The organism is Pseudomonas beijingensis, from assembly GCF_030687295.1.
GTDB classification, from domain to species: Bacteria; Pseudomonadota; Gammaproteobacteria; order Pseudomonadales; family Pseudomonadaceae; genus Aquipseudomonas; species Aquipseudomonas beijingensis.
Window position 1 is genome coordinate 3404641 of sequence record NZ_CP117425.1, and the last position, 17648, is coordinate 3422288.

The 17648-nt window shown below is 59.5% G+C and carries 19 protein-coding genes and 1 pseudogene; 8 read left to right on the top strand and 12 right to left on the bottom strand.

The genetic code is table 11. The features are described 5' to 3' along the window. Nucleotides 1-79: 79 nt before the first annotated feature. Nucleotides 80-352, top strand: a complete 273-nt coding sequence (locus PSH84_RS15480) for a ribbon-helix-helix domain-containing protein (protein WP_122568411.1) — start codon at nt 80-82, stop codon at nt 350-352. 134 nt (nt 353-486) lie between these two features. Here PSH84_RS15480 and PSH84_RS29145 read toward each other — a convergent pair whose 3' ends face one another. From PSH84_RS29145 to PSH84_RS15490, 3 genes are all read right to left on the bottom strand, one after another. Continuing rightward, complete coding sequence (locus tag PSH84_RS29145) at nt 487-645, bottom strand: small membrane protein YohP (protein ID WP_487753260.1); 159 nt, start codon at nt 643-645, stop codon at nt 487-489. Nucleotides 646-654: 9 nt separating this feature from the next. Next, entirely contained in the window at nt 655-918 is a 264-nt protein-coding gene (locus PSH84_RS15485; RefSeq protein WP_003203536.1) for a hypothetical protein, read from the bottom strand. A 133-nt stretch (nt 919-1051) separates the two neighbouring features. Beyond that, nucleotides 1052-1672, bottom strand: coding sequence for a TetR/AcrR family transcriptional regulator (locus tag PSH84_RS15490; RefSeq protein ID WP_122568179.1), 621 nt, complete (start codon nt 1670-1672; stop codon nt 1052-1054). A gap of 162 nt (nt 1673-1834) precedes the next feature. On the opposite strand from PSH84_RS15490, the gene PSH84_RS15495 reads away from it, so the two are divergent. After that, nucleotides 1835-2275, top strand: a complete 441-nt coding sequence (locus PSH84_RS15495; RefSeq protein ID WP_122568180.1) for a hotdog fold domain-containing protein — start codon at nt 1835-1837, stop codon at nt 2273-2275. A 70-nt stretch (nt 2276-2345) separates the two neighbouring features. Here PSH84_RS15495 and PSH84_RS15500 read toward each other — a convergent pair. Further along, nucleotides 2346-2545: pseudogene (locus PSH84_RS15500) on the bottom strand (2Fe-2S iron-sulfur cluster-binding protein); the annotation flags it as partial. A gap of 653 nt (nt 2546-3198) precedes the next feature. Here PSH84_RS15500 and PSH84_RS15505 point away from each other — a divergent pair. Together PSH84_RS15505 and PSH84_RS15510 are read left to right on the top strand one after the other, a co-directional pair. Beyond that, entirely contained in the window at nt 3199-3903 is a 705-nt protein-coding gene (locus PSH84_RS15505) for a TetR/AcrR family transcriptional regulator (RefSeq protein WP_122568181.1), read from the top strand. Then, a complete protein-coding gene (locus PSH84_RS15510; protein ID WP_305470491.1) occupies nt 3893-4678 on the top strand; it encodes a pyrroline-5-carboxylate reductase family protein in 786 nt (261 codons plus the stop codon). The genes PSH84_RS15505 and PSH84_RS15510 overlap by 11 nt, the downstream gene beginning before the upstream one ends. A gap of 98 nt (nt 4679-4776) precedes the next feature. Here the strand turns inward: PSH84_RS15510 and PSH84_RS15515 are convergent, their stop codons facing one another. Further along, nucleotides 4777-5298: a DUF4142 domain-containing protein gene (locus tag PSH84_RS15515; protein ID WP_305481332.1), complete on the bottom strand. Its 522-nt coding sequence runs from the start codon at nt 5296-5298 to the stop codon at nt 4777-4779. A 217-nt stretch (nt 5299-5515) separates the two neighbouring features. On the opposite strand from PSH84_RS15515, the gene PSH84_RS15520 reads away from it, so the two are divergent. Beyond that, nucleotides 5516-5758 (top strand): HP1242/YdcH family protein, encoded by a 243-nt coding sequence (locus PSH84_RS15520; RefSeq protein WP_122568184.1) that lies wholly within the window; start codon nt 5516-5518, stop codon nt 5756-5758. Nucleotides 5759-5907: 149 nt separating this feature from the next. On the opposite strand, the gene PSH84_RS15525 is transcribed toward PSH84_RS15520, so the two are convergent. The 4 genes from PSH84_RS15525 to PSH84_RS15540 form a co-directional block, all read right to left on the bottom strand. Next, nucleotides 5908-6771: a LysR family transcriptional regulator gene (locus tag PSH84_RS15525; RefSeq protein ID WP_305481333.1), complete on the bottom strand. Its 864-nt coding sequence runs from the start codon at nt 6769-6771 to the stop codon at nt 5908-5910. Between the two features lie 271 nt (nt 6772-7042). Continuing rightward, the gene (locus tag PSH84_RS15530; protein WP_305481334.1) at nt 7043-8761 is read right to left on the bottom strand and encodes a hydrogenase maturation protein; all 1719 of its coding nucleotides are present in this window, start codon (nt 8759-8761) and stop codon (nt 7043-7045) included. A 216-nt stretch (nt 8762-8977) separates the two neighbouring features. Continuing rightward, nucleotides 8978-9295 (bottom strand): SCP2 sterol-binding domain-containing protein, encoded by a 318-nt coding sequence (locus tag PSH84_RS15535; protein WP_122568187.1) that lies wholly within the window; start codon nt 9293-9295, stop codon nt 8978-8980. A 51-nt stretch (nt 9296-9346) separates the two neighbouring features. Beyond that, entirely contained in the window at nt 9347-10057 is a 711-nt protein-coding gene (locus PSH84_RS15540; RefSeq protein ID WP_305481336.1) for a histidine phosphatase family protein, read from the bottom strand. A gap of 226 nt (nt 10058-10283) precedes the next feature. Between PSH84_RS15540 and sohB the strand changes: the two genes are divergently transcribed. Beyond that, nucleotides 10284-11315, top strand: coding sequence for a protease SohB (sohB, locus tag PSH84_RS15545; protein ID WP_305481337.1), 1032 nt, complete (start codon nt 10284-10286; stop codon nt 11313-11315). 469 nt (nt 11316-11784) lie between these two features. Here sohB and PSH84_RS15550 read toward each other — a convergent pair whose 3' ends face one another. Both PSH84_RS15550 and PSH84_RS15555 read right to left on the bottom strand, forming a co-directional pair. Continuing rightward, on the bottom strand, nt 11785-12279 hold the full coding sequence (locus tag PSH84_RS15550; RefSeq protein WP_053121484.1) for a DUF934 domain-containing protein: 495 nt from the start codon (nt 12277-12279) through the stop codon (nt 11785-11787). After that, complete coding sequence (locus PSH84_RS15555; RefSeq protein ID WP_122568191.1) at nt 12263-13921, bottom strand: nitrite/sulfite reductase; 1659 nt, start codon at nt 13919-13921, stop codon at nt 12263-12265. The genes PSH84_RS15550 and PSH84_RS15555 overlap by 17 nt, the downstream gene beginning before the upstream one ends. Before the next feature lie 503 nt (nt 13922-14424). Here PSH84_RS15555 and PSH84_RS15560 point away from each other — a divergent pair. Further along, nucleotides 14425-15564: an ABC transporter substrate-binding protein gene (locus tag PSH84_RS15560; protein WP_305481339.1), complete on the top strand. Its 1140-nt coding sequence runs from the start codon at nt 14425-14427 to the stop codon at nt 15562-15564. Nucleotides 15565-15650: 86 nt separating this feature from the next. On the opposite strand, the gene PSH84_RS15565 is transcribed toward PSH84_RS15560, so the two are convergent. After that, nucleotides 15651-15869, bottom strand: coding sequence for a DUF2970 domain-containing protein (locus PSH84_RS15565; RefSeq protein ID WP_122568192.1), 219 nt, complete (start codon nt 15867-15869; stop codon nt 15651-15653). 227 nt (nt 15870-16096) lie between these two features. Between PSH84_RS15565 and PSH84_RS15570 the strand changes: the two genes are divergently transcribed. Then, nucleotides 16097-17566 carry a zinc metalloprotease gene (locus PSH84_RS15570; RefSeq protein ID WP_305481340.1) on the top strand — a complete coding sequence of 490 codons (1470 nt, stop codon included), beginning with the start codon at nt 16097-16099 and terminating at the stop codon, nt 17564-17566. Nucleotides 17567-17648: the final 82 nt, after the last annotated feature.

Sequence of the window (17648 nt, forward strand, 5' to 3'; positions counted from 1 at the left end):
TTGCCGCGAACTCGACACCTGGCGAGGCAGGCTCGAGGGTGTTAGGTTCGACAAATGTTTGTCAAAAGCAGTCGAAGCCATGACTACCCCGAACATCACCCTGCCGGACGTTCTCAGATCCTTCATAGACGATCAGGTTAGGCAGCGAGGCTACAGTACCCGTAGTGAATATGTACGGGAACTGATTCGCAAGGATCAGAATCGGCAGCACCAGCGTGGCTTGGTATTGGACGGGGCCGAGTCGGCTCCCACTGTTCCAGTGAATGGCGACTACTTTGAATCCCTACGGGCCAAAGTAAGGGTGAGGATGAGGTCCGCGAACTTACAGAGCCAAACCCCGTTAAGCCTGTAGCAGCCGTGTAGGAGCTGACGAGTGCAACGAGGCTGCGATCTTTCCCTAGCCACTTGAGTCCCAAGCGAAAGATCAAAAAATCGCAGGCTTCGCCACCTCCTACAGAGCCGAGCCAAAGACCGCCGCTGCCACGTTCAAAAAATGAACTTGAACAGCGCAATCACCACTATCAGGCCAATCAGGAAAATGATACCTACGGTGCCGCCAAGGAATTTCAACATAATCACGCTCTCATCGGATGGGCTTAATCGTCTAGACCGCCACCGATAACGCTCGTTTCGTTGAATATTCATTCGTGGTGATCAATGAACCGCAAAGGACCTTGGCACTGGCACATGCTCGAATTTTGAAATGGTCTTGATCCAGTAGCGGCGATAGTCCGTCTGGTCCGGTGCCAATGGTTTGTGGCTGGACCATGGATGTTTTTCCTTCAGGCTGGCGCGGTACGCCTCCCATTCTTTCTGCTCGGCCACTTCCCGGGCCTTGCTCCGGTCATCGAACCAGCCCAGCACGTAAGCTTCGCCCTGATCCGTGCCGTGCGCTATCAGCAAATAAATCTCTGTCATAACTGACCTACCGTTCCGTCCTGCGCCCCAGTGGCGGGGTCTTATCCTGGGTATCGGCCGTGTTTGGCTGTTTTTGAGATTTATTGATAAGTGGCGAGTATGGCGGGATCGGGAAAAACGCAGGACGAATGGCTCACTCGCCGGCGCCAACGGCGCGCCAGGCGGCCTCGGCCAATTGCTGCCGGTAGGCTTCAGGGTTGCGTTTGACGCGGGCAGAGAGCCAGGCACGGCAGTAGCTCTCCGCAGAACCGATGATCAGTGACGGGATCAGCTCAAAAGGCAGGTCCTGCAAATCCTGCTGGTGGGCCGGGTCGCTGAACCATTTCTTGAGTGCGGCGTTCCTGGCCAGATTCGCCTCGGCGAGCCGTTCGTTGAAGCTGCTGCGCGCCACTGCAAAGCGCGCCTGGTACTGGAATCGTGCCCAGTCGGGTTGGCTGACCACCCAATCCACGTAGCTAAACACCAGGGCATGCACCCATTCGCGGGTCGACGTGACAGCGCCAAGGTAGCTGTCCCTGAGCCGCGCCTGATCATCCAGGGCTGTCATGTATAACGCCGCGACCAAGCCTTCCTTGTTCTCGAAATGGTGATAAATGGCCCCCACGCTCATCTGGCTTTCGGCACGGATGATGTCGATGGTGGTTGCTTCTATGCCCTGTTGATTGAACAGCGCCAGGGCACATCGGAGGATGTGCCGCTTGGACTCGGCACGACGCCCTGGGTAGCAGCGCTCGAGGAGATCGACAGGTTCCATTTTTCGGCCCAGTCAAAAAGGGGCCATGGTAATTGAAACGCAGACTCGACACGAGCGATTGACAGGGTGGACATATACAGAATAATGTTCTGTAACAGAGTAGTATTCTGTAAAAGAGTAATATTCTGTTCATGACTTCAGCCACCTGACCCGAGATACCCCATGAGCCAGACTCTCAGCATGTACCAAAGCGTTGGTCCGTCCGCCTTCAGCAATATGGCCTGCCAGATGGCACCGTACTTCGGCACCATCAACCCGGAAATTTCGGTGTTGGCACCCGGGCGCGGTGAAGTGAGGGTGCCGTTTCGCAAGGAAATCACCAATCACCTGGCGTCCGTTCACGCGATCGCGCTGTGCAACGCGGCAGAACTGGCGGGCGGCATGATGACCGAGGTGTCCATCCCCAGTGGTGCCCGCTGGATCCCTAAGGGCATGACCGTCGAATACCTGGCCAAGGCCAAGACATCTATCCACGCCATTGCCGACGGTAGCGACATCGATTGGCAGACCTCGGGGGACAAGGTTGTCCCGGTCGAGATCTTCGACGAGGGTGGTGTGAAGGTCTTCACGGCGCGCATCACCATGAACGTGAAAGTCGGCTAGGTCGCCCGGTCCATCAAGCGTCGACCGTTTCCCCAGCCACTGACGGAAGCGGCTGACGCTTGAGGCAAGGCTAAAGATCGAGAACCAAATCAGAAGTGGGCTTGCTGCAGCACAGCAAGCGCAGGCCTTTGTCGATTTCCCGTTGCCTGATGCCGCCGTTGTGGTTCATCTCCACCGTACCCTGGAGCAGGACGGTCTTGCAGGTGCCACAAACACCCTGGCTGCAGGAGGAGGGCGGGCTTTCTTGGTGGCAGACAGCGCGGTCTGATTGGTGCACAAACACGATGTCAAGATTGCCGACCATGTCGCGGGCGGCCCGGGTCATCGACATCATGGGCGTTACGCCGGAACCGGCCGACAGGTACAACAACCGCAACCACCCGGGCACGGGATTGGATGGCTGACCCAATCGCACGGCAGGCTTGAAGTGCTGTTATCGCTTGGCGATGCATTACCTGGCGGGGCTAGGTTCTGTCCTGGCTCGAGCATCGATGGCCTCGCTTCAAATGGTTGATATCCGTGGGCCAAGGGTTCAAGCGGCACAGAGCGCCTGCACGATGAACTCGCGTTGGCCGTTATCTGGATTTGGGCAGTGGATGACAGATGAGCGGTATGACAAAGGCAGTCGTTCCGGCATTCTTTGGCCGGATGGCGAAGTTCTTTCGGCGGTGTTCAGCAAAAAAATCATAATGGCGGCTCGTTGTTGTTTTAGAGTCCTTGCCTCTTGGAGATACAACCAAGCGCGCCTCACGGAGATGTTGTTTCATGCCTGCGTCCGGCTTGTTCGACTGGAACGGTGGTCGGGCTCCATACTGCTGGTCTTTAAGCGCTGAGGACTGTCGGGTCAATGAAATGTACTCATGTGTACATTAAGAGATCATCAGGGTACATTTCTATCACGTATTCGAAGACGGAGGCGCACGATGCCGCAGGTAGGGAAGGCCCGTAGTAAGGCCCAGGACGCGGGCTGGCGAGGCTCGCCGGAGGGTTGGCTGGAAGCCGCCTACGAGGCCCTGAAGGAGTCGGGCATCGATGCGGTCCGGGTCATGCCACTGGCCAAGCGCCTGGGTTTGTCACGCACCAGCTTCTACTGGTTTTTCGAGGACCGCGAGCAACTGCTGGCTGCGTTGCTGTCGCGTTGGCGGGAGACCAACACGGGGGGGTTGATACGGCAAAGTGAAAGCTATGCCGAGAGCATTTCCGAGGCGATCCTGAATGTGTTCGAGTGCTGGCTCAACCCGCAGCTGTTCGACTCGCAGTTTGAGTTCGCCGTGCGCAGTTGGGCGCTTCAGTCCGCTGAAGTGGCCCAGGAGGTGGCGGTGGTGGACGAGCAGCGAATGAACGCCCTGGCGAACATGTTCAAGCGCTTTGGCTACGACAACCAGGGGGCTGATACACGGGCCCGAACGATCTACCTGACGCAGATCGGCTACATTACCATGAACACGACTGAGTTGATCACCGTGCGCTTCCAGCGCATCCCGCATTACGTGAGCATCTTCACCGGCAAAGTCCCCAAGCAGCGTGAGCTGGATCGTTTCTACGGGAAGTTCGGCTATGCCGAAAAAGAATCCGGGGTCTTTGTGCCCTTGACCGACACGTTCGAAAGCAACGGCGATGATCACTGAGACCGTGGGGATCATTGGCGGCACTGGCTGGTTGGGCGGTGCGATTGCCAAGGCGGTCCTGGCGAAGGGACTGGTGCCGGCGGGAAACCTGATCATTTCCAATCGCTCGGGCAACCATCCGTTGGCTCAACAAGGTGCTTGCCTGGTCACGGACAATCAGGACCTGGTGGATCGCAGCGACGTGGTGATCCTCGCGGTTCGCCCCGAGCATTTCGCCAGCCTGGGCATCGATGCGACGGGTAAAACGGTGATCTCCCTGATGGCCGGGATCACGGCGCAGGCGATTGCTGCGCAGACCTCGGCTTCAGCGGTCGTGCGGGCGATGCCCAACGCGGCGGTGGAAATCGAGCAGTCCTTTACCCCTTGGTATGGCTTTGGCGCGATAGCGCCGACGACGAAAAGCCTCGTGCAGCAGGTGTTCGAATGTGTGGGCACTGCGGCTGAGGTCGAGAAAGAAGATTTCATTGATTACCTCTCTGCGCTTTCGGGCACTGGCCCGGCCTTTCCGGCCCTGTTGATGACGGCGCTGGCTAATCAGGCGATGCAGGCCGGCATACCCGGCGACATCGCACAGCTGGCGGCGAAAAGTGTCGTGGTCAACAGCAGCCAGTTGCTGGCGAGCCGTGACGCCCAGCAGATGATCGACGCCTTGGTGGCCTACCGGGGTGTCACGGCCGCTGCCTTGCAGGTGATGAGCCTGGGGGATTTCGAAGGGCAGGTTGGCAGGGCGTTGCAGGCGGGCGCTGCGGTTGCGCGCAAGGGGCTTGAGGCCTGATAAAAGTGTGGGGTACGAAAACGGCGCCTTCCACTCTTGGGAGAAGCGCCGTTTTTTCTTGAGCGAGCCCTATGGCCGCTCAAGGGGCGGGCTAGCCGTTACTTGCTTGGATGGGCCGCCTGAAGTTTCTTGGCTTCCTCCAGGTGGTGTTGCAGGGCCGGCAGCATTTTTTGGGCGAACGCCTTGAGTTCGGTGTTGCCAGCTTTCTTGTCGTCGGTAACGGTGTTGGCTTCTTTCTTGAACAGCTCGATGGTTTCTTCGTGAGCCTTGACCTGATTGTTTGCGAAGGCCGCGTCAAAGGACTCATCGCGCACCTCGAGAATCTTCGCCTTGGCTTTCTTCATCAACGTGGTGTCGTCGGGCACTTCGATGTCATGTTTTTTCGCCAGCGCCTTCAGCTCTTCGTTGGCCTTAGTGTGGTCGGTGATCATCGTGTTGGCGAACGTCTTGATGTCCGCCGATTGGCTTTTTTCCAAAGCCAGTTTGCTGGTTTCGATTTCCGCAATGCCACCGACCGCCGCCTCGTCGACGAAGTCGTTGGACGTCGCGGCCCAGGCCATGCCCATGCTGGTGCTCAGGGCCACTGCCAGGCCGAGTTGACGCAGGATAAATGTGTCCATAGGTGAGTCTCCATACAGGTTGAACGAGCGATTCTTGTCGTCTCTGATCAATGGAGGGTTGTGCCCAGGCAAAGGTTTGATCGCCAAGCGATGCGGTACGACGAACGGTCACCGCTGGTCGGATTGGCGGTCGACAGAACCCCGTCAACGAGGCCATCCTGATAATCGACGGGCGTTGAAAGCACGCCTGCCACCGATCCATCAAAGGAGGTGTTCCATGCCGGTGTCCCACGATTTGTGCCAGGATCTCAACTACACCAAAGATCAAATTCAGCAAAAACGCAGCGAGAATCCAAGGCTCGACTCGTTACTTCAAAAATATTCTCAACTGGATGCCGAGGTGGTCGACGCCGAGAAGCCGTCCTCCGCCGCGCTGCCCGCCGAGGTTCTGGAGGCGCTCAAGAAGAAGCGATTGCTGATCAAGGACGAGATCGTGTCTCACATGCAGAGCGAGCGATAGAACCCGATCCTTCGTTTCGCGAAGGGCTGTTGTGGCCATAGCTTGCTCCCGCTGGGTTGCGTAGCTGCCCCTGGGTTTTGCGAGCGCTGCGCACTCGGACGGGGGCAAGCTCTGGCCACAACGGTTCCCATGCCTTGTCGCCCAACCTGTCAGGTCAATGGATCCCAGCGCTGCGACCAGTCGCTGCCGGTCTTGGCGATCTCTCGCAGCACTTCGAAGGCCTGCTGCAATGCCGCTGAATCCCGATCGCGGGAGTAGACCAGGTAGGTCGGGTAATTGAATTCCGGTGCCTTGGGCACCCGCTCCAGGATGCCGCTGTCCAGGTAGCTCTGCACGACCCGCGTGCGGAAGTAACCGCTGCCGCCGTTTTCCAGAATGTATTGCAGGGCCAGGGGGCCGAGGTTGAAGGTCACGGCGGCCTTGGCCTTGTCTGGCAGCGCGGTGTCGTGTTGGCGCCGGAAGTCCGCGCTCCAGTCGATGTACACGTAGGGCTCGGGACGGGCGGCCAGACGCACCAGGATGAGTTTTTCTTCCAGCAGCTGTTCCACCTGCAGGCGCGGCCAGTATTCAGGCTGATAGACCACCGCCGCATCCAGCAGGCCCAGTTCCAACTGCTGCAGCAGTTTCTCGCCGTCGCGGATGTCCATGCGCAGGGCGTGACCGGGGATCTTCTGGCGCAGTTCTCCGGCCCAGGCGAGCATCAAGGGGTTGCACAGGCTGACCTCGCCTCCCAGATGCAGGACGTTGCGATAGCCTTCGGGCAGTGGCAAGTCCCGGCGGGCGGCTTCCCAGGTTTGCACCAACTGGTTGGCGTAAACCACAAAGGCCTCGCCGTCGGCGGTCAAGCGCGCGCCGGCACGGTTGCGCACGAACAGCGCACAGCCGAGCTGGCTTTCGAGCTTCTGGACCCGGGCGGTGATCGCTGTCTGGGTCACGTGCAGCTTTTCGGCCGCTGCGGCGAGGCTGCCGTGGCGGACGATTTCCAGGAAGGTGCGGGCGAGGTCGATGTCCATGTTCAGGCCGATGCGGGGGAAGCGGGCATTGTAAGAGCTGCCAAGCCTTCCCCGATACCGTAGTACCGTTCACAAGGCTTTTTCGATTCATTGTGGCGAGGGGATTTATCCCCGCTGGGCTGCGCAGCGGCCCCAAAACCAGGCAGCGCGATGTGCCAGGGAGATTGAGTTCACTGCTTTAGGCCTGCTGCGCAGCCCAACGGGGATAAATCCCCTCGCCACAGGGGGCATCGTTGTTCTTGAGTGAACAGTATTATCTCGATACCGGCTGTTAATCGACGGCTTGGGGCTGTTTTGTCCGCGCCCAGGGCGCGACCAGGCGCTCGGGCGTACCGCAGGCCTTGTGCTTGAAGACGAAACGACGGCACTTGTCGGCGAAGCCGTGACGATTGTCCACCATGTCGCGGCGCATCTGCGCGAGTTCGTCATCGCGACACGCCTGGATCGCCGACAGGCTTCGTTCGGCCTTGCGCACCCGGATGCTTTCATAGGTCGGATCAAGCAGCGCGCGGTTGGCTCGTTGCAATAACCACAAGCCAAACTCGTCGGGGCAACGCGGACCGATCTCCTGGATCATGCCGTAGCGCAACCCCTGTAGCGTGCTGATGGGCAGGCAGTCCTGGGTGAGTTTCCAGGCCATGTCCGGACCGACCGCACGGGGCAAGCTGTAGGTCCAGTATTCAGAGCCGTACAGGCCCATGGTCGCGTAATGAGGATTGAGCACGATTTCACGGCGCGCCAGCACGATATCGGCGGCCAGGGCCAGCACCACACCACCGGCCCCGGCGCTTCCCGTCAGGCCGCTGACCACCAGTTGCCGGGCGCTGAACAACTCCAGGCAAACGTCGTCGATGGCTTGTATGTTGGCCCAGGCTTCCAGGCCGGGTTCGGCGGCGGCCTGGATTACGTTCAAGTGCACGCCGTTGGAAAAGCTGCCGCGCCCGCCTCGAACCAACAGCACCTGAGTGTCCCGGGACTTGGCCCAGCGCAATGCCGCCACCAGGCGCTGGCATTGCTCAGTGCTCATCGCGCCGTTATAGAACTCAAACGTCAGCTCTCCGACATGGCCACATTCCCGGTAGCGAATGGGTTGATAGGGCTCGTCGCTGAACGGCTCACGTGCCAGGGAGCTGTCGAGCACCGGGATGCCTTCGAGGCGGCTCGACAGTACATGGCGCGCCGGGCGCTTGAAGGTCTGTTCGCCGAGCTGCGGCTTGCGACGCAGGGCACCGATCCACAGGCTGGCATCCCCCGTCGCCACCAGCACCGCATCGTCACGCACGGCCAACAGCTCGCCGGGCAGGCCGTGGCGAACGTCCGGGTGGGCGTCGTACAGGTAAAACTGTTCGCCGGCCAGGCTTGCGAGCACACCGGGTTGACCGTCCGCGGCGTCGATGCTGCGCTTGATGAAACCGGTGCTGTCGTGCCAGCTGAAGCTGCGATCGTCCTGGGTCATGTTCGGTTGCAGGCGTCCGATCACGTCATGGCGGCCATAGTCCAACGGTACCGGGACGAAACCTTCACGGTGTTTTTCCACGACTTCGCGGATGCAACGAATGGCCGCGTCGCTGACCGGGCCGTTATACAGCTCCGATTTGCGCAGGCCTTTGGGCAAGTCGAATTCGCAGGTGGCCCACACGGGCCCGGCGTCCATTTCCTCCACCGCCTGCAAAGCGGTGACGCCCCAGCGCTCGGGTTGCCGGGTGATCGCCCAGTCCAGGGCACTGGCACCGCGGTCGCCGACAATCCCCGGATGAATGATCACCACCGGCCGCCGTGGGTTGCGCCACAACTGCTCGGGTACGCGGTCCTTGAGAAACGGACAGATCACCAGGTCGGCGCCGCTTTCTTCGATTTGTCGGCAGACCGAGGCCGGATCGGTGAACAGCACCACGCTGGGGCGATAACCGGCCTCGCGCAGGTCCAGCCAGGCGCGTTGGGTCAGGCCGTTGAATGCGCTGGACAGCAGAATGATCTTCAGTGGGGGCATGAGTCTCTCTTCCTTGAGATGAGCGGGCGCAGGCTCCCGATGAGCCGTCCCTGGCCTTGATGGAAGCGCTTCGTTAGCGGTTGGAGGGTGAGCGGGAACTGACAGGGATCAAGGTTGTGTACGGGGCGAAATCAAGGAAGGGCAAAAACACGAATCCCGCCACGGGGGCGGGATTCGTTTGCAATCAAAGGGCTCGCGAGGAAGGCGAACTCAATCTCAGGCTGGGAACAGCTCGGACAGTTTCATCGACAGCATCATGTCGCCTTCAACGCGCAGCTTGCCGCCCATGAATGCCTGCATACCATCGGTATCGCCGCTGACGATGCCCTTGAGGGTTTCGCTGTCCATGATCAGCGTGCAGTTGGCATCGACATTCTCGCCTTCCTGCAGTTCGCAGGTGCCGTCCTTGACGATCAGGGCGTACTGCTTGTCCTCGTCGGTGATGTTGAAACCGAATACCAGGTCCAGGCCGGCAGCGGCGGCTGGGTTGAACTTGGCTTTCATGGCTTGTACGGCGTCGGCTACGGAGGTCATGGTTTCGATCCTTATTTGGGTGGTACAGCAAGGGTCTACAGTGATCCGGACTCAGCGAAAGGTGATGAGGTCCGGGGCCTTCAGCAGTTGCAGGTGGGCATGGCTGTTGAAGGAAGCCAGGGCCACCTCGCGGCCCCTGAATTTCAGGTGGTTGAGCGAGGTGTTGACGATTTGCCAGTTCAGTTCGAAGGCCTGTCGGGCCGGTATCTGGGTGATCAGGTGGAGCAGGGCGGTGATGGTGCCGCCGGAGGTGAACACGGCGATCTTGTGGGTGTTGTCGGCTTGCTCCAGGATGCGCTGCAGGCCCGCCTGGACCCGCTCGACGAACCCCAGCCAGCTTTCGAGACCGGGTGGGTCATACCGGCCGCTGAGCCAACGCTCGACGATCAGCACGAAGATGCGCTGGAATTCGGCGCGGTTCTGCGCGGCGTTGCGCAGGATATGCAGCGCCTCGGGCTCCTGAGGGAGCATGTCCGGCAGCAGGGCGCGAATGACCGGGTCGGCATCGAACTCGTTGAACGCCGGGTCGATTTCCAGCTCGGGGACCGGCATGCCGGCGGCGGACATCTGGCCCAGCGCACCGACGGCGGTATCCTGTTGGCGCCGCAGGTCACCCGAGAGGCAGCGGTCGAATACGACACCGAGCTCGGCCAGATGGCCGCCGAGCACTTGCGCCTGACGTACGCCATTGGGCGAGAGGACATCGTAGTCGTCCGCACCAAAGGAGGCCTGGCCATGTCGAATCAGATAGATACTGCCCACGTCCGCGTCATCCCGGTACGTTGAAGGTTTGGCGAGGTTATGGGGATGGCGGTGAGCTGTCAATGAAAAAACATACGCTTGTTTGAAATGTCCGTTGCAGCCTTGTCTTGCCTCGCTCGCGTCAAGGTAACCATAGGTTTCTTGGCTGGTCGCGGCGCAGGCGCATGGGTATGCTGGGACCGTTACGCGCCTGCGTTCAGTGGCGCATTGCATTTAAGGAGTTGCTGTGGAGTTTTTCATCGAGTACGCCGGTTTCCTGGCCAAGACCGTGACGCTGGTGATCGCCATCCTGGTGGTGCTGGCCAGTTTTGCTGCGCTGCGCAGCAAGGGGCGGCGCAAGTCGTCCGGCCAGTTGCAGGTGAGCAAACTCAACGATTTCTACAAGGGGCTGCGCGAGCGCCTGGAGCAGACGCTGCTGGACAAGGATCAGCTCAAGGCCCTGCGCAAGGCCGAAGGCAAGGCTGAAAAGGCCGGGAAAAAAATCAAGGACAAGGCGGCGGCCAAGCCACGGGTGTTCGTGTTGGACTTCGACGGTGACATCAAGGCCTCGGCCACCGAGAGCCTGCGTCATGAAATCACCGCGCTGCTGACCTTGGCAACGCCCAAGGATGAAGTGGTGCTGCGCCTGGAAAGCGGCGGCGGCATGGTCCACAGCTACGGCCTGGCCTCGTCGCAACTGGCGCGAATCCGTCAGGCCGGCGTGCCGCTGACCGTCTGCATCGACAAGGTCGCGGCCAGCGGCGGCTACATGATGGCGTGCATCGGCGAGAAGATCATCAGCGCGCCCTTTGCGATCCTGGGCTCCATCGGCGTCGTCGCGCAATTGCCCAACGTCAACCGTCTGCTGAAGAAACATGACATCGATTTCGAAGTGTTGACGGCCGGCGAATACCAACGCACGTTGACGGTGTTCGGCGAAAACACCGAGAAGGGCCGGGAGAAATTCCAGGAAGACCTGGACATCACCCATGAGCTGTTCAAGAACTTCGTGTCCAACTATCGCCCGCAACTGGCCATCGATGAAGTGGCGACAGGTGAAGTCTGGCTGGGTGTCGCGGCGCTGGGCAAACATCTGGTGGACGAGCTGAAAACCAGCGATGAGTACCTGGCCGAACGGGCCAAGGGCGCCGAGCTGTACCACCTGCACTACGCCGAACGCAAAAGCCTGCAGGAACGCATTGGCATGGCGGCCAGCGGTTCGGTGGACCGCGTGCTGCTCAGCTGGTGGAGCCGCCTGACCCAGCAGCGGTTCTGGTAATTCGGGAGCGGGTTCACCGCTAACCCGTGTGGGAGCGAGCTTGCTCGCGATAGCGGCGGTACATCCAACAGAGATGCAAGCTGACCCACCGCCATCGCGAGCAAGCTCGCTCCCACAGTGGGTCTGAGGTGGGCTGAAGCGCCGGGCTCACCGCTATCTCTTTGTGGGAGCGGGCTCGTCGGATAGCGGCGGCACATCCAACAGAGATGCAAGCTGACCCACCGCCATCGCGAGCAAGCTCGCTCCCACAGTGGGTCTGAGGTGGGCTGAAGCGCCGGGCTCACCGCTATCTCTTTGTGGGAGCGAGCTTGCTCGCGATAGCGGCGGTACATCCAACAGAGATGCAAGCTGACCCACCGCCATCGCGAGCAAGCTCGCTCCCACAGGGGGCGGTGGTGGACTCGAGACACCGAAAACAAAAAAGCCCTGAACCGGCACACCCGGATCAGGGCTTTTTCATGGGGCTGTTTCAGCGACGACGGAACAGTGGCAGCGGCTCGTCAGTGGCAGCCTGGTAGGTCACCGAGAAGTCCTTGAGGCTTTCGAGGGCTTCGTAAGGGTCTTTGTCGGCGCGCAAGGCAAAGGCGTCGAAACCGCAACGGCGCATGTAGAACAACTGGTCACGCAGCACGTCGCCAATCGCCCGCAGTTCACCCTTGAAGCCATAGCGGTCACGCAGCAGGCGGGCGTTGGAGTAGCTGCGTCCGTCGGTGAAGGCCGGGAAGTTCAGGGCGATGACCTGCAACTGATTGGCGTCGTCGCCGATCTCCTCGGCTTCCTCGTCGGCGTCCAGCCACACACCCAGGCCGCCGTCGCGGGCCTTGAGGGCGTGGGCATGATCGCGCCACAGGGCCAAGGGCACGATCAGGTCGTCACAGTTGGAGATGCCATCGAAGGTCGCGTCCTTGGGCAGCAGGTGCCAGGTTTCGTCGATGACCTCGTTGTTCTTAATGATTCGCTGCATAGACGCGTTCCTTGAAGAGGTCGATGCCAATACGTTGGTAAGTGTCGATGAAGCGCTCGTCTTCGGTACGTTGCTCGATGTACACGTCGATCAGCTTCTCGATCACGTCAGGCATGTCATCCTGAGCAAACGACGGGCCGAGGATCTTGCCCAGGCTGGCGTCGCGGCTACCGCTGCCGCCCAGGGAGACCTGGTAGAACTCTTCGCCTTTCTTGTCCACGCCCAGGATGCCGATGTGGCCGACGTGGTGGTGACCACAGGCGTTCATGCAGCCGGAAATGTTCAGGTCCAGCTCGCCGATGTCAAACAGGTAGTCCAGGTCGTCGAAACGACGCTGGATCGATTCGGCGATAGGGATCGACTTGGCGTTGGCCAGCGAGCAGAAGTCGCCGCCGGGGCAGCAGATCATGTCGGTAAGCAGGCCGATGTTCGGGGTGGCGAAGCCTTGCTCGCGCAGCTCGCCCCACAAGGTGAACAACTGACTCTGTTCAACGTCCGCCAGGATGATGTTCTGCTCGTGGGAGGTGCGCAGTTGGCCGAAGCTGTAGCGCTCGGCCAGGTCGGCCACGGCGTCCAGTTGCTTGTCGGTGATGTCGCCCGGCGCGACGCCGGTCGGCTTCAGGGACAGGGTCACCGCGACATAACCCGGCTTCTTGTGGGCCAGGGTGTTACGGGTGCGCCAGCGGGCGAAGCCTGGGTGTTCCTTGTCGAGGGCCGCCAGCTCTGCGTCCTGGTTGCCCAGCGCTTTGTACTGCGGGTCGACGAAGTGTTTGGCGACGCGATGCACTTCGGCCTCGGTCAGGGTGGTCTGGCCGCCACGCAGGTGAGCCATCTCGGCTTCGACCTTCTCGGCGAACACCTCAGGGGTCAGGGCCTTGACCAGGATCTTGATCCGCGCCTTGTACTTGTTGTCGCGCCGGCCGTAGCGGTTGTACACCCGCAGGATCGCATCGAGGTAGCTCAGCAGGTCCTGCCACGGCAGGAACTCGTTGATGAACGCGCCGACCACCGGGGTACGCCCCAGGCCGCCGCCCACCAATACACGGAAGCCCAGCTCGCCGGCCGCGTTGTAGACCGTCTCCAGGCCGATGTCATGGACTTCGATGGCCGCACGGTCCGAGGTCGAGCCGTTGATGGCGATCTTGAACTTGCGCGGCAGGTAGGCGAATTCCGGGTGGAACGTCGTCCACTGGCGAACGATTTCGCACCATGGCCGCGGGTCGATCAACTCGTCGGCCGCGACACCGGCGAACTGGTCGGTGGTGACGTTGCGCAGGCAGTTGCCGCTGGTCTGGATCGCGTGCATCTGCACGGTGGCCAGCTCGGCCAGGATCTGGGGCACATCTTCCAGGGCCGGCCAGTTGTACTGGACGTTCTGCCGGGTACTGATGTGGGCATAGCCCTTGTCATAGTCACGGGCAATTTGCGCCAGCTTGCGCACCTGGCGCGAAGTCAACTGGCCGTAAGGCACAGCCACGCGCAGCATCGGGGCGAAGCGCTGGATATACAGGCCATTCTGCAAGCGCAGAGGGCGGAATTCTTCTTCGCTCAGCTCGCCTGCCAGATAGCGTCGGGTCTGATCACGGAACTGCTTGACGCGGTCCTCGATGATTCGCTGATCGTACTCGTCATATACGTACATATAAGTCTCGGTCTCAGGCTTGGGCCGATCAGAAACAGCTGCATGTTGGCTCGCTGGAATCGGGTTCTGCCTCGGCAATTCTGCGCGCACGGCCGCGCACTCCTAGGGGAGCCGGTGCAAGATACCTGTTTTGAGTTATGCGCAAAAGTGATGTTTGAGTATATGTAAAGAACCAAATCGACTAATGAGATTGATTATTGCCTAACCCACATTTGTCGTACGGGCAATCATCGTCTTAACTGTGGTCGAGTCCCTATGCAATCACCTACAAAACCGACAAGAGGCGATGCAATGAGCAATCCGACCAAAGCAAGGAAAAGCGACAGTACTGTTGATGCCTGGGCCATTTTGTTCCTGATTATCCTGGTGGTGGGCACCGCAGTATTCTGGGTCAGTCATCAATAAGTTCGAGCCGTTGCAGGCCACATGAAGGTCTCGTGTTCATGTGCCCGTTCGCCACCCGGGTCGTTATACTGGGTGGCGTATTATTCGGGGCGGGCGGGATGTCGAAGTTTATCTGCAGGCTATTTGGGCTGTTATGCCTGTCATTCTGGGCTCAAGCCCAGACCGCCAGTGCGGTGTCTGCTTCGGCCGAGGTTTTGGCCGCCGGGTCGGTTGCCCCTTCAGTCGTGTTCCTTAACCCGGGGCACTCCACCGAGCCCTTCTGGGTCAACTACACCGAATTCATGCAAGCGGCGGCAAGCGGACTGGGTTTGCGGCTGCGCGTGGAATATGCCGAGCGCGATCCCCAGGCGATGATTCGCCAGGCACGCGAAGTCGTCACGGCGAAAGACCGTCCAGACTACCTGGTATTGGTCAACGAACAGTATGTCGCCCCGCGAATCTTGCAGTTGGCGCAGGGCAGTGGGGTCAAGCTGTTCCTGGTGAACAACACCTTGACCAGTGACCAGAGTCGCCTGCTGGCAGAGAGCGGTAACCCGCCTCCCGAGCTGCTAGGCAGCCTGGTGCCCAACGACGAACGCAGTGGTTACCTGATGCTCAAGGAACTCTTGCGCCAATACGGGCCGCTGGCGCCTGGGCAGACGCTCGACTTGCTGGCCTTTTCCGGGAGGAAATTCACCCCTTCGGCGCAACTGCGCGAGAAAGGCCTGCTCCGGGCGTTGGCCGAGCACCCGCAAGTGCATCTGCGTCAATTGGTCTATGGCGAGTGGAGTCGCGACCGGGCTCATGATCAGGCGAGCCAGTTGGTCAAGCGCTATCCGCGGACCGAGCTGGTCTGGTCGGCCAACGATGAAATGGCCCTGGGTGTCATGCAGGCGTTCGAGGAGGCAGGTCGCCAGCCAGGCAAGGATGTGTTGTTCAGCGCGATGAACAGCTCCAGGGCGGCCCTCCAGGCACGTATCGACGGGCGCTTGAGCGTTCTGTTCACCGGTCATTTCAGCTTGGGTGGCTTTGCCATGGTGCTGCTCCATGATCACGCCCGAGGCGTCGACCTCGCACGCCACGGCGGCTACAACCAGCAGGTCGACCTGATGCAATCCCTCGATCCGGCCCGCGCCCGCATTTGGTTGAACATGAATCCCGCCAAGGACTACCGCCTGGACTTCAAGCGCTTCAGCCTGGTGTCCCACCCGGATGGCGAGCGCTATGCCTTTTCGCTCGATGCGCTGGGGCGTCGCTAGTACGGCGGCTCAGTACGGGAGGGGAGACGGGCAATGTGACTGTTTCGGTTCGAAAGAGACCGAGTTCCATACTGTGCAGATACGTTCTATACACCCGCAAAGTACAGCACCAAATTGACGATCCCATACAACGTCAACCCGAAAACCACCGTAAACAGGATGCCGAGGACTATGAAGTGACTCGGCTTGCCGTGGGTGAAGTCGCGGGCGCGGTTCTTGCCGCTTTGCACGCCAAAGGCCGCCGCTCCCACGCTGTGGAGCATTTGCCAGAGGGTTGGCGGCTTGTTGTCGACTGGATCGTCCATAAATCCCTCGTCTGCCATGTGTTTGGGACAAGCATAGACAAAAGATCGCAGCCTGCGGTAGCCCAATCGTCAACGACTGGCGTTGACCTTCAAGGTGTTTGCTCCGGCCGAGGTGAATAGCGGAATCCAAATCTTGTGAACCTCTCGTCGCCACTGTCATTTCTGACAGTGGCTGTCCAGGTGTAATGGGATCAGCCTCAGGGTTCTTGTCATACAAGGACTACGCCATGAACATTGGAAATTCGTTCGCAGCAGCGGGTTTTTCCCGTTTGGCTGCGCTTGCGTTTGCGCTCGCTCTACCCAGCCTCGTCAGCGCGACAACCAATAGTCGTGAGGAATCGCCACAAGCAACGTCTGCCAGCGTGTATGCCGATGTGATCGGTAGCGCACGCTTTGAGCGCTCAGCGATCAAGGTTGAGCAGGGTTATACGGTAGAAAGCGGCAATTTATATACTCGCGACGGTGAGACTGGCTCATTAGTGGTGGTCAGGTCACCTGACGGTACGGTCACCGCGATTGTCGATGAGCCCGGCAAACGTGGTTTGCTAGTGGTCGATGCGCAGGGGAAAAGCACTTTTACCCCAGAACCGCCCTATGACTATATGACCCCTGACACCGTTGAGATGTCTGAGACTTCACCGCCTGCGAAGGACAATTCAAAGGCCGGCGAGACGCGCTATATCGATATGCTGGTGGCTTACACCGCCTATGCCTTGGGTCGATTGAACACAGACCCTGTCGCCTTTGCTCTGGCACAACTGGAGTCAGCCAATCTCGGCCTCAGGAATTCACGGGTTGAGAGTCTTTCCTTGCGACTCGCCGCAGTAAATGTTTTTGACGTGACCCACGATACTTCGGAGGCAGGATTGCGCGCTTGGCAGACTATGCTGGCGCCTTACAGAACCCTCTATGGCACTGACGTCAGTGCAGCTTACTCCGTGGTAGGGGATGCGGGGGGAAGAGCTTTTGCGCCTGGCTATACGAGTGTTAACAACTGGGCACAGCCAACCGCTTTTCGTCATGAAGTTGGGCACAATGCTGGCGGAATGCACTGTAATGATAATCCGGCCAGATATAATTTTGGTTATAACAATGGCCAATCCCGGACCTACCTTTGCGGTAACGGGGCTCCTTATTATTCCACCCCCGCAGTCAATGATGCTCATGGTTTGCCGTTGGGCAACAGCCAAACTGCAGATATGGCCCGTGTATGGAGGGAAAATACCACGCGTCTGACTAGTTATAAGGCAGAGTTGCCGGGCTTGCGCATGATGCTTGTCAGTCATCCCGGTAATACCTATGGGCAAGCAGCTGCTGTGCTCAGTATTCCTGGCGGGGAATCGACAAACGTCGCCATCGTTGCCCTATCGCCAGAGGTAGGCCCGATAAGGCTCGTGGCAAATGGCTTGGGAAATTCCTCGCTACTTTCTGTGAAGTTACTAAATGCCGAAGGCAATGACGTAACTGTCAGGCTCCGAGCCAGCCGTCTCAAGGAAAGATGCAAATCACCCATGAATGTTTATGCAGCTTGTACAGGTCCTTTTACAACGATTCTTCGGCTTGAATATACCTCCATTGATATTGGTAATGCCGATTTGTTGCCAGGTTATTACAACGGTCTACTTGAATTGGAAGCTCAAAGTCCTGATTCTGATTGGAAAATACCCATAAAGGTGGCTGTTTCGCTGCGCAAATAATGCGAGCTTTGCAGGTTGCGTGTATTTAAAAGTTTTGTCGTGGATATGGTTTTTCCCGCTGCACGCCGAGGCCGCAGTTTGC